General features: G+C 60.5%; 12 protein-coding genes. All 12 read right to left on the reverse strand.

Annotated features, from left to right (window positions below):
- Positions 1-15 precede the first annotated feature (15 nt).
- The 12 genes from LU493_RS08035 to LU493_RS08090 all read right to left on the reverse strand — a co-directional run bounded on the left by LU493_RS08035 (position 16) and on the right by LU493_RS08090 (position 12,796).
- Positions 16-1,116 carry a chain-length determining protein gene (locus LU493_RS08035; protein ID WP_275287268.1) on the reverse strand — a complete coding sequence of 367 codons (1,101 nt, stop codon included), beginning with the start codon at positions 1,114-1,116 and terminating at the stop codon, positions 16-18.
- A gap of 162 nt (positions 1,117-1,278) precedes the next feature.
- A complete protein-coding gene (locus tag LU493_RS08040; RefSeq protein ID WP_275287269.1) occupies positions 1,279-2,220 on the reverse strand; it encodes an ABC transporter ATP-binding protein in 942 nt (313 codons plus the stop codon).
- Positions 2,221-2,247: 27 nt separating this feature from the next.
- Positions 2,248-3,063 (reverse strand): ABC transporter permease, encoded by an 816-nt coding sequence (locus LU493_RS08045; RefSeq protein WP_275287270.1) that lies wholly within the window; start codon positions 3,061-3,063, stop codon positions 2,248-2,250.
- Positions 3,064-3,143: 80 nt separating this feature from the next.
- Positions 3,144-4,907, reverse strand: coding sequence for a polysaccharide biosynthesis/export family protein (locus LU493_RS08050; RefSeq protein ID WP_275287271.1), 1,764 nt, complete (start codon positions 4,905-4,907; stop codon positions 3,144-3,146).
- Positions 4,904-5,311, reverse strand: a complete 408-nt coding sequence (locus tag LU493_RS08055; protein WP_275287272.1) for a DVU3141 family protein — start codon at positions 5,309-5,311, stop codon at positions 4,904-4,906. The genes LU493_RS08050 and LU493_RS08055 overlap by 4 nt, the downstream gene beginning before the upstream one ends.
- A 141-nt stretch (positions 5,312-5,452) precedes the next feature.
- Positions 5,453-7,366: a sulfate adenylyltransferase subunit CysN gene (gene cysN, locus LU493_RS08060; RefSeq protein WP_275287273.1), complete on the reverse strand. Its 1,914-nt coding sequence runs from the start codon at positions 7,364-7,366 to the stop codon at positions 5,453-5,455.
- 81 nt (positions 7,367-7,447) lie between these two features.
- Positions 7,448-7,792 (reverse strand): four helix bundle protein, encoded by a 345-nt coding sequence (locus LU493_RS08065; protein WP_275287274.1) that lies wholly within the window; start codon positions 7,790-7,792, stop codon positions 7,448-7,450.
- A gap of 110 nt (positions 7,793-7,902) precedes the next feature.
- The gene (cysD, locus tag LU493_RS08070; RefSeq protein WP_275287275.1) at positions 7,903-8,817 is read right to left on the reverse strand and encodes a sulfate adenylyltransferase subunit CysD; all 915 of its coding nucleotides are present in this window, start codon (positions 8,815-8,817) and stop codon (positions 7,903-7,905) included.
- A 195-nt stretch (positions 8,818-9,012) separates the two neighbouring features.
- Positions 9,013-9,843, reverse strand: a complete 831-nt coding sequence (gene cysQ, locus LU493_RS08075) for a 3'(2'),5'-bisphosphate nucleotidase CysQ (RefSeq protein ID WP_275287276.1) — start codon at positions 9,841-9,843, stop codon at positions 9,013-9,015.
- Between the two features lie 223 nt (positions 9,844-10,066).
- Complete coding sequence (locus LU493_RS08080) at positions 10,067-10,399, reverse strand: nucleotidyltransferase domain-containing protein (RefSeq protein WP_275287277.1); 333 nt, start codon at positions 10,397-10,399, stop codon at positions 10,067-10,069.
- A complete protein-coding gene (locus tag LU493_RS08085) occupies positions 10,399-10,845 on the reverse strand; it encodes a nucleotidyltransferase substrate binding protein (protein WP_275287278.1) in 447 nt (148 codons plus the stop codon). The genes LU493_RS08080 and LU493_RS08085 overlap by 1 nt, the downstream gene beginning before the upstream one ends.
- 187 nt (positions 10,846-11,032) lie before the next feature.
- Positions 11,033-12,796 (reverse strand): SLC13 family permease, encoded by a 1,764-nt coding sequence (locus LU493_RS08090; protein WP_275287279.1) that lies wholly within the window; start codon positions 12,794-12,796, stop codon positions 11,033-11,035.
- Positions 12,797-13,330: the final 534 nt, after the last annotated feature.

Below are 13,330 nucleotides of genomic sequence, written 5' to 3' on the forward strand. Positions count from 1 at the left end.
AGCCCACGCCCCCCTTTAATCGCGGTGGTCACGAATGATCAGCACCAGCATGCTGAGAATGAAGGCCAGAAAGATGGTGACCAGGGCAAAGACGGTGGTGTTGTAGAGGCGATCCGGCTTGGTCGGATATTCCGGCATCAGCGGGCTCTGGAGGATGCTGACCTGCTTGAGCTTGCGGGCCGCTTCCAGGCGGGTGTTCTCCAGGGCCGAGAGTGCGCTGGAGTAGGTTTCCTGGGCGAATTGTGCCTGAAGCTCGAGGGTCTTGTACTCGGAGGAAACCCGGTTGAGCGATTCCCCGGTGGCCTGGGCCAGCCGGTCACGCTGCTTCTGGATTTGCTCGCGCATGGCGTCGATTTCGCTCTGTACGCGCTGCATATCGGCCGAGCGGCTGCTCTGGTAGCTGGAAATGGCCTTGCGCTGGGCCTGCAGCTGCGCCAGGTTGCCTTCGAGCATGGCCACAACCTGGTTGATGCTTTCCACCGTCTGCGTGGGTGATACCAGCCCCTCACGGTTCTGGAACTCCAGGAGGTTGGTACGTGCCTCTTTCAGCCGTTCGTTGAGGCGGTCGAGTTGCGTCTCCAGAAAACGCATCTGCTCCTCGGCAAGCCGCTGGCCCATGTCGTTCATGTGGCGCTCGCCGGCATCGAGCAGCAACTGCACCATTTGATGGGCAAACTCCGGCGTATAGGCCTGTACTTCGATATTCAGTACACCGGAGTACTCGTCCATCTCCACGCTGACACGCTTCTGGTAGTACTCGTGAAGCGATTCAATAGGGGCATCGGCATCACGCAGCCGAGCGAAAACATCACCGTGCTCGCTGTAATGGGCGCGGAAATCGAGCTGCTCCTGAATTTGCTTGAGCATATCCACCGAGAGCAGGTACTCGCGCAATAGCAGCAGGTCCGTATCGCTGGAGGTACCAGTGAGGATCGAGGAGAAGCTGACATCCGGCTGTGAAAGCTGCGGGCTTTCCAGCACCACAGTGGCACGCGAGACATAGCGGTCCTCGGCCCAGAACGCCCAGTAGAAGGCAACCAGCAAGATGGCCACACAGGCAAGAACCCACTGTGGCTGTTTCTTCAATACGCTTTTGATGTGATCTTTTGAGGCCATATGGTTAGCAACAAACCTGGTAACGTGAAGACTTCTGTACTCTTGAAGGCTGCTTCAGGGCATTCCATGGAATGCCTGAGGCCGCTTCATTGACAGACGGTGAGAGTACGCTTGGCGCTGCAACAGCTTTCGAATCAATAACCAGGGACCATCGGCGCCCTGCTATTCGGCACTCTTGTCCTGGTTGTTCTGGCGCTGTTTCTGAAATGCCTTGAGTCGCTCCTGCGCATCCTGGAGATTCTGCTGGGTGGTTCGAAAGGCGTCGCCATAGTGCTTTCGCTGACGAGGGGGCAGGTCCTCTTCCCTGGCTTCTTCGAACTTCGCCTTGGCACTCTGCAGCTCCTGGCGCCGTTTCTGCAGCTGCTGACGCGCCTGCGCGAGTGTCGACGGCTCGGGAAGGCGCTTGGGCCGTACCGGCGGGCCGAGCGGATGGTCTTCGCTATTGCCATCTGTTTCGGCATGGTACGCCTCGATGGCATCCTCCACGTCGTCATACCAGGTGGCTTCGCCGTCGCGGAGGTACACCCCGGCCTGGCAGAGATCCTTGAGAATGCCTTCGCCGTGGGACACCATGATCAGGCTCGCCTGGCCGACCTTGTCCTTGAAGGCCTTGGTCGCCTTGGCCTTGAAGGCACGATCACCGACGGAGGTCGCCTCGTCGGAGAGGTAGACATCGAAGTCGAAGGCCAGGGAGAGCCCGAAGTTGAGCCTTGAGCGCATGCCGGAGGAATAGGTCTTGATGGGCTCATCGAAGGCATCGCCGATTTCGGCAAAGGCTTGCACTCGGTCGATGATTTCCTGTTCCTTGTTACGCCCGCCATGAACGCGCGCCACGAACTTGACGTTCTGGCGGCCCGTCATCGAGCCCTGAAAGCCGCCGGCCAGGCCGATCGGCCAGGAAACGCGACAATTGCGCTCGATACTGCCCCGCTCGGGGTGGTCCATGCCGGCAATCAAGCGCAATAACGTCGATTTACCCGCTCCGTTACGCCCCACCAGGCCGACACTCACCCCTTGCGGGAACGAGAGGTTGATGTCCTTGAGCACCCAGGGACTGCCATGGTGATTGTGGTAGCGCTTGTAAAGATTACGAATTTCGATCATGAATTGCCTGTGGGGTCTAGCGCCTGGTTATCTGGCCTTCAGCCGGTCCTTGAAACGCATATGCATCAGCAAGCCCAGTGCGAGAGTGCTGAGCGTCCACATCCAGTAGTACGTCATGCTGGTGCCATGCACTACCTGGTAGCCCTCGAAAAAGCTGGCACGCAGCATTTCCAGGCCATGCACGATGGGGTTGAGCATCACATACTCGAGCAGCCAGTGCGGCAGGCTGTTCAGGGGAAAGATCACGCCGGAGAGAATCAACAGCGGCATGTTGATCATCCGAACGACCTTGGCGATTTCCGGCACCAGGCTGCCGGCCACCGAGACGATCAGGCCTAGCCCGAGGCCCAGGCACCAAAGGGCGAACCAGTCCCACATGGCATATAGCGCATGATCGGGAGTGAGATCCATCCCCAGCATCAGGGCGCCGGCGATGAACAGCAGGAAGATCAGGGTACGCAGCATCACTTCGAGGAAGTTGCGCACCAGCACCGAGTCCACCGGCTGTACCTGGCGATAGGCGAACAATGCCTGATTGGCTTCGATCGATCCCAGGGCACGCATCATGCCTTCACGGATCAGAAAAAAGCCCATCAAGCCGACGATCATCCAGGGGATGAACTCGGCCCCCACGATCAGGCGATCGCCGCGGATGAAGCCTCGGATGCCCACCATGATCAGGGTGAAGGCCATGGGCTCGGCAATCATCCAGAACCAGCCCATGCGGTCGGTCATGGTGCGCGAGATGGCCTCGCGCATGAACATGGCGTACCAGACGCTACGCGTGACCTCCCATGCCGAACGTTCGGTGCCATGGGCCCCGCGTGAGAATATTTGAAACATGGCTTAATCCACCGGTCGGAAAGCGGTCAAGCGGCGTAAACGCCGCTTGACCATTCGTGCTTCGTTGCCGATAGAGAACATCACAGGTCGAGTGCCACCTTGGTGGCCACGGCAACCTGATAGAGGATCTGCGTGATCGACTTGGCGAGCTCGAGGTTGCTGGTCGGTGCCCTCGGCAACACGATGATCTCGTCGCCGGCACGTAGCTTCGCATCGTCGGCCGGGATGACCGCCCCATTGCGATGCGCCACCAGGATCTTGTCGTCGTTGGCGCGCGGCGTGAAGCCACCGGCCTGATCGATGTAATCCTCGACGGACATGCCCGGGGTGTAGACCACGGCCTGGGGCATGGTGACCTCGCCACTGAGCAGGATGGCATCGTTGGTCTCGGGAATCTTGACGACGTCACCATCCTGCAGGCGCACATCGGCGATTCCGCTGTTCCCGCGAGCCACGACCAGCTGCCCGGAGGGCTCGACCTTCGAGGCCTTCTGCACGAAACGCTCGATCAACTCAGCCTGTTGTACCTGGATCTTGCCCTCTTCGGCGGTACGCGCCGGATAACCCAGGTAGGTCGTCTGCAGACGCTGCAGGCTCTTTTCGAGCGCGGCTTCCTGCTGTGTGGCGACGCTTTCACGCAGAATCGAGATGTCCCGAACACTGGTCATGTCCTTGGGTACGTCGATCGCATCGAGGAACTCGCCAAGCCGTGCGTTTCGCGGCAAGGCGTAACGGGAAGGGCCGTAAAAACTGCCTTCGAGCTCTACGACGATTGTCTCTTCGCGCTGGTCGGAACTGAACAACACTTCATCGCCGCTGCGCACGGTCTGGCTGCCGAAATCGTTGAGTGCGATGTACTCGGCAAAGGGACCATCGGCACGGTCGCCCCGCAACAGTACATGCGAGACCCCGCTCTGCAGGCGCGCCAGGCGAGTGACTTCCGATCCCGTCAGTTGTTCGCCCTGCAGCTCGTAACGGTATTCACGGTGTACGTCACCCGTCACAGCGATCGCCGGCCCACGCTCTTCGACCACGATGGTATCGCCGTCCTTGAATTGCGGGCGCTCGATTTCACCGTCGAGCAGGAAATCGTACAGGTCGACGTTGGCGACTACGCGACCATCACGCTCTACACGAATCTGGCGGTAGCTACCGAGCGACTTGTCGATGCCCCCCGCCTGATCGAGGAAGTAGAGTACCGAATCCGACGGGGTGCCGGCATAGCGGCCCGGATTCTCGACATAGCCAGTGACGAACACGCCCACCGGCTGGACGCCTTGCAGATTGGTGTAGACCTCGACGTCCTGGGGATAGACGTTCTTGATGGCCTGCCTGACCTGCGCATCCAGTTGCTGGCTGCTCATGCCCTGTACCGGCACCGGACCGATCGAGGGAATGTAAATGTTGCCCTGGGCATCCACCGGCACCGTCTGGTCGAGTTCCACGGCCCCCCAGGCGCGTAGCGTGACCTGATCGCCGGGCTTGATCTGATAATCGGCGTTGAGGCCATCGGCCATGGTGCCCCGAAAGCCGCCCTCGAAGAGATTGGCACCAAACGGCGACAGCTCTTCCATTTCGGTCTTGGGCGGATTGGCTTTCAGTCCATAATCCGGGTTGGGCACCGGGCCATAGTTGGCACTGTCCCAGTTGGCGCGGGGCGTCGCATCTACGTTGCTGCTTTGCCCTCCGCCCTGGGAAGCGGATGACTGCCCCTGGCTCTGTTGCTGTTGTGGCTGGACGGTCGTGCTTGACTGCAAGAAGCTTTGTGCACTGGCCAGACCGGGCAGCAGCAGCAAGCCCGCGACCAACGCCGCTCTCAATGTCGAGGTATCGCGGTTGATCACCGGCTCGTCCCCCCTGCCTGAATTTGTGTCACCAGTCGCTGCGAGACCCAACTGTCATCGGCCGTCTCACAGGCCACGGCGGAACGCACGTCACTACGCTGCAGATTCATGACCTGCAGTTGCCGGCAGGTACGACCACTCGCCGCGTAATAAGGCGCATCCGCCATGACTTCGACGGTGCCACCCCAGGGGCTCTGCTCCAGCACCACGGTCGAACCGGGAGCGGACTGACTGAGGAAGCCATTGAGATTCGCCCCCAACGGCGTGCCCTGCGACCCGACGATGACCGAGCCGGACGTACCCTGGCCCTGCTGGGCGGCACAGCCCGTCAGGCCAATCGCCAGAGCCAGCAGCAATACGCTGGCACCGCTTCTGGCTCTGCCGTTTCGTTGTTGATGTTCCATGATGGTTTCCTTGCGCTTTCAGCATGACACCGCCCGCCCGAGTGGCGCTTCATCGAAGCGCCACTCGAGGCCCCTGTTTGCAAGGCTCTGCCCGAAGGGCCGTTCTAGAAGGCCGCTCTCGAACAACCTTGCAACAAGGTTTTACAACGCCTTGAGCAAGTGGGTGATGATGTCCTGCTGACTCATGGTTTCGGTGTTGACCGTCACCTCGGCGTTCTTCGGCACTTCGTAGGGGCTGTTGATCCCGGTGAAGTCCTTGAGGCGCCCCTCGCGAGCCTTGTGGTAGAGGCCTTTCGGATCGCGCTGCTCGCACACATCCAGCGGTGTATCGACGTGGACTTCGATGAAGTCGCCCTCGTCGAACAGCTCGCGGGCTGCATCGCGATTGGAGCGGAACGGCGAGATGAAGGCGGTGATGACGATCACCCCGGCCTCGGCGAACAGGCGAGCCACTTCACCGACCCGGCGAATGTTCTCGGCACGATCCTCCTCGCCCATGTCCAGGTCCTTGCACAGGCCATGGCGGATGTTGTCGCCGTCGAGCAGCATGGTGTGGTAACCGCGGCGATTGAGCTCCACTTCCAGGGCGTTGGCCAGGGTCGACTTGCCGGAACCGGAGTAGCCGGTCAGCCAGACGCACTTGCCTTCGTGGCCGTTGAGCTGCTCGCGCATGGCCTGGGTGACGCTGGTGCGGTTCCACACCACGTTGGCCTTGCTGTCGTTGTCGCGGAACTCGTAGGGCAGCTCGCTTTCCAGCGGCTGGTGGATCATGCCGACGCCCACGGTGATGTTGGTGAGGCGATCGATGATGATGAAGTTGCCGGTGCCCGGGCTGGTGCGGTAGTCATCCACCGGCACCGGTGCGGTCAGCTCCACCTGGCAGCGCGCGATGGCGTTGAGGTCGAGGTGATCGGCATGGCGCTGTTCGAGGGTGTTGACGTCGACCTGGTAGTCGATGGCCTTGACCTTGCCGGCCATGTCGCGGGTGGCGAGCTTGAGGTCGTACAGCTTGCCGGGCTCCAGGGCCTTCTCGTGCATCCAGACGATGTCCGCCTCGAAGCTGGTGGCCAGCGGCACCTGGGCGTCCTCGGCGACGATCCAGTCACCCCGGGAGATATCGATCTCGTCTTCCAGGGTCACGGTGACGGCGTATCCCGGATAGGCGACGTCGAGATCGCCGTCCCAGGTGACGATGCGCTCGACCTTGGAGGTCTTGCCGGAAGGCAGGGCCCGCACGGCCTGGCCGGGCTGCAGGACGCCGGCGGCCAGCGTGCCGCAGTAGCCGCGGAAGTCCAGGTTCGGCCGGTTGACGTACTGCACCGGCAGGCGAAGGTCACGCAGGTTCTGGTCATGACGGATCTCGACGGTCTCGAGCAGCTCGAGCATCGCCGGGCCGTCGTACCAGCTCATGGCCTCGCTCTTGTTGACCACGTTGTCGCCCTTCAGCGCCGACATCGGCACGAAGCGGATATCCGGGGCATTGAGCTTGTTGGCGATGTCCTGGTATTCCTCGACGATCTCGTTGTAGCGCGCCTCGGAGTAGTCGACCAGGTCCATCTTGTTGATCGCCACCACCAGGTGCTGAATGCCCAGCAGATCAGCGATGAAGCTGTGCCGGCGCGTCTGGGTCTGCACGCCATGGCGCGCATCGACCAGAATCACCGCCAGGCTCGCCGTGGACGCCCCGGTCGCCATGTTGCGGGTGTACTGCTCGTGCCCCGGCGTATCGGCGATGATGAACTTGCGCTTGTCGGTCGAGAAGAAGCGATACGCCACATCGATGGTGATGCCCTGCTCCCGCTCGGACTGCAGACCATCCACCAGCAACGCCAGATCCACCTCATCCCCGGTGGTCCCGCTGGTCTTCGACGCCTGCGTGATCGCCGCCAACTGATCCTCGTAGATCATCTTGGAATCATGCAGCAACCGACCGATCAGCGTCGATTTACCGTCATCGACGCTACCGCAGGTGATAAAACGGAGCAGATCCTTGTTCTCGTGCTCCTTCAAATACGCTTCGATGTCGTCAGCGATAAGACTCGATTGGTGGGACATAGCTAAACATCCTAGCTGTAAGCTGGAAGCTGGAAGCTGGAAGCTGGAAGAACTTCCACCCCCGTTCGCTACACAGCAGATTTATTCATTGGTGATTTTACCTACCAGCCCGGAGAGCATGGAGGCAATTTCACGGGTTTCCTGTATCCATCGGTGACCAATAGCCTTGTCGATATAGCCAATGTCGATACCGATGTAGATTTGTGTTCGCAATTCGGAGCATGACCCTTTGGCGATCAACAGAAACCTGCATTTATCCCTCTGGGTTCCACGAGTCATGCCTTCCGCGATGTTGCTGGGAACTGATAGGCCGGCGCGCGTAATCTGATCCTTGAAACCAAAGTCACGTAAATTACGCATTTCCTTGTACAGCTCGGCCGATAACCTAGCCGACCGCTTCCACACTTGCAGCTTTTCGAAGTCCATCTCATTTCCTCGCCTCCATGGCTATCTTTGCAGACTAGCTCATATGGGGAGGTGTGAACTTCCAGCTTCAAGCTTCAAGCTTCCGGCTGCTCTAACGCGCCGGAGGCGCGTTAGAAGTAGCCCTCCCTCTTCTTCTTCTCCATCGAGCCGGCTTGGTCGTGGTCGATGGCGCGGCCGCTGCGTTCCGAGGTTTTGGTCAGGAGCATTTCCTGGATGATTTCGGGCAGGGTCGTGGCTTTGGATTCCACGGCGCCGGTGAGGGGGTAGCAGCCGAGGGTGCGGAAGCGGACCCATTTTTCCTCGGGGACTTCGCCTTCTTCGAGCGGCAGGCGGTCGTCGTCGACCATGATGTCGATGCCGTCGCGGTGGACGACCGGACGCGGGGCGGAGTAGTACAGCGGGACGATGGGGATGGATTCGAGGTAGATGTACTGCCAGATATCCAGCTCGGTCCAGTTGGAGAGCGGGAAGACGCGGATGGACTCGCCCTTGTTGACCTTGGAGTTGTAGACGTTCCACAGCTCCGGACGCTGACTCTTGGGGTCCCAGCGGTGGTGCTTGTCGCGGAAGGAGAAGACGCGCTCCTTGGCACGGCTGGCTTCTTCGTCGCGGCGCGCACCGCCGAAGGCGGCGTCGAACTGGTACTTGTCCAGCGCCATCTTGAGCGATTGGGTCTTCATCACGTCAGTGTACTTGGAACTGCCGTGATCGAAGGGGTTGATGTTGGCTTCCACCCCTTCCTGGTTGATGTGCTCGATCAGCTCCATGCCGGCCTCCTCGGCCATCTGGTCACGGAACTTGATCATTTCCTTGAACTTCCAGGTGGTGTTGACGTGCATCAGCGGGAACGGCGGTGTCCCGGGGTAAAAGGCCTTGCGGGCCAGATGCAGCATCACCGAGGAGTCCTTGCCGATGGAGTACAGCATCACCGGGTTACGGAACTCCGCAGCCACCTCGCGAATGATGTGAATCGACTCCGCCTCGAGCTGTTTGAGGTGAGTCTGACGTTCGGGGGTTATTTCCATATCGGTTGGTCCGTTGGGTCAGAAATATGTCTGTGAGCTTGAAGCTTGAAGCCGGAAGCTTGAAGCTGGAAGTAACCCCAAGGTCAAACCCGAGTACTTCGGTTTTGGGGTAGGTGTTGCTTTTTCTTCCAGCTTCTAGCTTCCAGCCGCGAAGCGGCGCTCTTCCAGCTTAAACCAGCTTCTAGCTTCCGGCTTTCAGCTCGCGCTGAGCGCTTCACTCAGTGCGCTCGTCCACCGTTCGTGGCGTTGTCCGCTGACGATGAACCAGGGGTTGAGGACGGAGTCCTGCTGGTTGCAGCGCAGGGGTTCGAGGGTTTCGGCGTTGAGGACTTCGCCGCCGGCGGCGATGACGACGGCCTGGGCGGCGGCGGTGTCCCATTCGCTGGTGGGGGCGAGGCGGGGGTAGAGGTCCGCCTGCCCTTCGGCGACCAGGCACAGCTTGAGCGAGCTGCCCATGGAGACTCGCTCGTGTTCCGGCAGGCCGGCACAGAAGGCTTCGAATGCTTCGGCGCCGTGGGAGCGGCTGCCGACGACCTTCCAGGGTTCGCTGCCCGCTTCGGGCAGGGTGCGCACTTCGATACGATGGGACGTGCCCTTCTCCATCTTCCAGGCGCCCTGGCCGACCTGTCCAAACCAGGTGGTGTCGAGCACCGGGGCGTGAACGATGCCGAACACCGGATCGCCATTTTCCACCAGAGCAACGTTGAGCGTGAACTCGCCGTTCTTCTTGATGAATTCCTTGGTGCCGTCGAGCGGATCGATCAGCCAGTAACGCTCCCAGGCGCGACGCGTCTCATAGGGGATGTCGCCGGATTCCTCGGACAACACCGGCACCTCTGGCGTCACGGCCTCGAGCAAGGCGACCAGGGCGTGATGAGACGCCATATCCGCCTCGGTCAGAGGGCTATCGTCCTCCTTCGTCTCCACCTGGAAGGTCCGATTGTAGATCTCCAGCACCTCGCGCCCCGCCGCCTCGACACCGGCAAGCAAGCGATCGCGGATATCGTCCGTTACGAAATGGGTCAAAAGAAACTCCTTGTTGATTAGCTGTAAGCTGGAAGCTGATCTGAGCTGGAAGAGCGCCGCTTCGCGGCTGGACCATAGCTGTAAGCTTGAAGCTGGAAGCTGGAAGTAAACCCAACGTCAGACCCAATCAATGTGGTTCTGGGGTAGGTGTTGCTTTTTCTTCCAGCTTCAAGCTTCCGGCTTCAAGCTAAGGACGGCTTCAAGCTAAAGATTACTTCCGGCTTCAAGCTGAAGATGGCTTCCGGCTTCCGCTCCGTGCGTACATCACTTGTCCGTGGCGTTGGATATGCGCTTTCAGTTCGTCGTTATCGATATGCTGGTAGATCGATAGATCGATCTGGTACGGCAAGAGCAAGTCATCGAGTTCGGTGGTGAGCTGGTTGAACATCTGCCAGTCAATTTCACCGATGATAGTCAGGTCGATGTCAGAGCCGGGTCGGTAATTTCCTTTGGCTCGGGAACCATACAGCAGCACCTGGTCTATTTTTGGGTAGCGCTCAAATACGCCACACAACCTGGCGATGTCATCTTCTAAAAGCCCGAACCTAGTTGCCATTATACCTCACCCCCCGGCGGGCGACTTTCATTGGCTTCCAGCTCGTCGAAAGTGTTGCTGAGTTCTTCAAAAAGCACGCCATAACGATTCTTCAGGTGCTCGAGAATCTCATTGGCAGTGGCCTCGTTATAGGTATGCACGGTCCGGTTTCTATCCTGCAGCATCGCCATCCAGGCATGACCGTCACTGATCAGCTCCAGCTTGAAAGCTTCACGAATTGTATCGCGCGACCCAGAGATCATTTGTGTACCCTGCCAGATCAGGTAGTCGCGCAGCAGGTTCCAGGCCAGCTCATAGGTGAACTCGAACGCCTGTATCGTGCCTTGCTTCTCGAGGTCGCTGAGGCTGCGCTGCTCCATCAACGCCAACGCACCCGCCAGCTGAGCATACGCCCTCTTGAAGTTGGCAAACCGCTGCTGCCAACGCACATCATCATGCTCTGACATTAGAGGCTCCTTGGAGGTTAGCTGGAAGCTGATCTGAGCTTGAAGAGCGCCGCTTCGCGGCTGGACCATAGCTGGAAGCTTGAAGCTGGAAGCTGGAAGTAAACCCAACGTCAAACCCAATCAATGTGGTTCTGGGGTAGGTGTTGCTTTTTCTTCCAGCTTCAAGCTTCCGGCTTCAAGCTAACGATCAGAACCCCCACACCATCGGTATCAGCCCTATCGCGGTGCTGCCGACGAGCAGGCTGAGGGGTGCGCCGAGGCGCAGGTAGTCGAGCAGTCGGTAGCCGCCGGGGCCGTAGACCATGAGGTTGGTCTGGTAGCCCAGCGGGGTCATGAAGCTGGCCGAGGCGGCGAACATGATGGCGATGGCGAATGGCATGTAGCTGACGCCGAGCTGGTCGGCCACCGACATGGCGATGGGGAACATCAGCACCGCCGCGGCGTTGTTGGTGATGATCTCGGTGAACAGCGTCGTCAGCAGGTAGACGACGGCCAGGGCCAGCCAGGGCGACATGCTGTCGCTGACCACCGCGCCGGCGATGGTCTGGGCGGCGCCGGAGCTGGTCATGGCGGCGCCGAGCGCGAAGGAGGCGGCGATCACGGTCAGCACGGAAATGTCGATGTAGCGGCGTGCCTTGCTGACGGTGATGCAGCCGGTCACCAGCATGCCGCCACCCGCCAGCAAGGCGGCCTCGAAGATCGACAACAGGCCGATCCCGGCGGCCAGCACCATGGCGCCGAGAACGCAGAGCGCGATCGGCGCCTTGTGAAAGCTGGGCGGCGTGGAGTCGTTGAGCGCGCTGACCAGCAGGAAGTCGCGGCGATAACGGTACTGATCGACGAAATCGTGGCCGGTTTCCATCAGCAGGGTGTCGCCCGTCTGGAGGCGAATGTCGCCGACCTTGCCGGGCAGGCGTCGCCCCTGGCGGGAGATCGACAGGATCACCGCCTGGAAACGCGACCGCACCCGGGCCTCGCGCACCGTGTGGCCCACGCCGGTGAAGTCCGGGCCGATCACGGCTTCCACCAGGCAACGGTGGTGATTGGCCACGTCGAGTTTATGGATGTCGTCGCTGCCGGGGCTGATGCCACGCACCTGGCGCAGCTCGCGGGCGCATTCGGGCGCGCCGATGAAGACCAGGACATCGCCGCTTTCGAGCTGCGTGTCGGGCGGCACGGCGGTCATCAGGCGGCCATCGCGCTCGATGTCGGTGAGATAGCCGTATTGCAGGTTACGCAGCCCGGCTTCGGCGATGGTCTTGCCGGCCAGCGGGCCACTGTCGTTGACCACGAACTCGACGCTGTACTCGCGTGCCAGGTCGAGCTGCTCGATCACCCCTTCGCGACGCGGCAGCAGGCGGTCGGCGAACAGCATCAGGAAGGTTCCGCCGACCAGCAGCATGGGCAGGCCGACCTGGGCCAGATCGAACATGCCCAGTGCCACGCCCTTCTCGCTCTGCAGGAGGCCATCGACGACCAGGTTGGTACTGGTGCCGATCAGGGTACAGGTGCCCCCGAGGATGGCCGTGTAGCTCAACGGCAGCAGCAGCTTGGAAGGGGGCATCTTGAGCTTGCGGGACCACTCTTGCAGCGCCGGGATGAACATGGCGACCACGGTGGTGTTGTTCATGAAGGCACTGAGGCTGGAGGCGGGCAGCATGACCCGCAGTTGTGCCTTCTTGAGCGTATCCGGATGGCCCAGCAGGCTATTCGCCACCCACTGCACGGCGCCGGTCTCCTTGAGTCCGGCGGCGACCACATAGAGGGCCGCGATGGTCATGACGCCAGTATTGGAGAAGCCGACCAGGGCCTCGGCGGGCGCGAGCACACCACTGACCACCAGAAACGCCATCGCCGCCATCAGGATGGCGTCCGCCGCGATGCGCGTGGCCGCGAGGGCCACCAGTACGGCGATCACACTGAATGTACTAAGCCAGGCATCCATTGCCATGGTGATAAAAGACTCCAGGTTTCTCCGAGGCACGCTACCGCCCCGGGATTGCTCCGGGCGATTTCCCTTGCCCTGTCGCGTTGAATTGTATGGCCGCTTCCTGCGGGGTCCGGTGGCTACGCGCCGAGGCGCATGTCGGCTCGCCATTCTATGGATTTACGGCGGTGACGGCCAGCCGAAAGACGCAGTTAACGGCCCAGGGACAGCACGGAAGTGCCTGATCGATACGTTATTTTTCGTAACCTGCCTAACAATATCGTCGTTCATTGCCGCCGTTGCCCGCTCCCGGGTAGAGCCCGGCTCAACATTCTGTTTCAACATTGTGCTTCAGCTTTCTGTCTCAACGTCCTGTCAGCCCTCAGCCCCCAGGTCCCCTCTCTCGACCCCCTATCTCAACACAAGGGAGACGCGCTTTGTATTGTCTCCATTTGCGGACAATACCGGCGATGACCCAAGGTTCATCAGATGGCGATATAACTGTCATCCACTTCGCCTAGGCTCCCGGTTGCCGATAAGAACCCGAGGAGACCGATG

Source organism: Halomonas elongata, from assembly GCF_029081005.1.
Taxonomy (GTDB): Bacteria; Pseudomonadota; Gammaproteobacteria; order Pseudomonadales; family Halomonadaceae; genus Halomonas; species Halomonas elongata_B.

What these genes read in the sequence shown, in the direction of transcription:
- cysN (WP_275287273.1), bottom strand. Translation starts at nt 7,366, where the DNA reads ATGTCCCACCAATCGAGTCTTATCGCTGACGACATCGAAGCGTATTTG.
- LU493_RS08055 (WP_275287272.1), bottom strand. Translation starts at nt 5,311, where the DNA reads ATGGAACATCAACAACGAAACGGCAGAGCCAGAAGCGGTGCCAGCGTA.
- LU493_RS08045 (WP_275287270.1), bottom strand. Translation starts at nt 3,063, where the DNA reads ATGTTTCAAATATTCTCACGCGGGGCCCATGGCACCGAACGTTCGGCA.
- LU493_RS08085 (WP_275287278.1), bottom strand. Translation starts at nt 10,845, where the DNA reads ATGTCAGAGCATGATGATGTGCGTTGGCAGCAGCGGTTTGCCAACTTC.
- LU493_RS08080 (WP_275287277.1), bottom strand. Translation starts at nt 10,399, where the DNA reads ATGGCAACTAGGTTCGGGCTTTTAGAAGATGACATCGCCAGGTTGTGT.
- cysD (WP_275287275.1), bottom strand. Translation starts at nt 8,817, where the DNA reads ATGGAAATAACCCCCGAACGTCAGACTCACCTCAAACAGCTCGAGGCG.
- LU493_RS08040 (WP_275287269.1), bottom strand. Translation starts at nt 2,220, where the DNA reads ATGATCGAAATTCGTAATCTTTACAAGCGCTACCACAATCACCATGGC.
- LU493_RS08090 (WP_275287279.1), bottom strand. Translation starts at nt 12,796, where the DNA reads ATGGCAATGGATGCCTGGCTTAGTACATTCAGTGTGATCGCCGTACTG.
- LU493_RS08035 (WP_275287268.1), bottom strand. Translation starts at nt 1,116, where the DNA reads ATGGCCTCAAAAGATCACATCAAAAGCGTATTGAAGAAACAGCCACAG.
- LU493_RS08065 (WP_275287274.1), bottom strand. Translation starts at nt 7,792, where the DNA reads ATGGACTTCGAAAAGCTGCAAGTGTGGAAGCGGTCGGCTAGGTTATCG.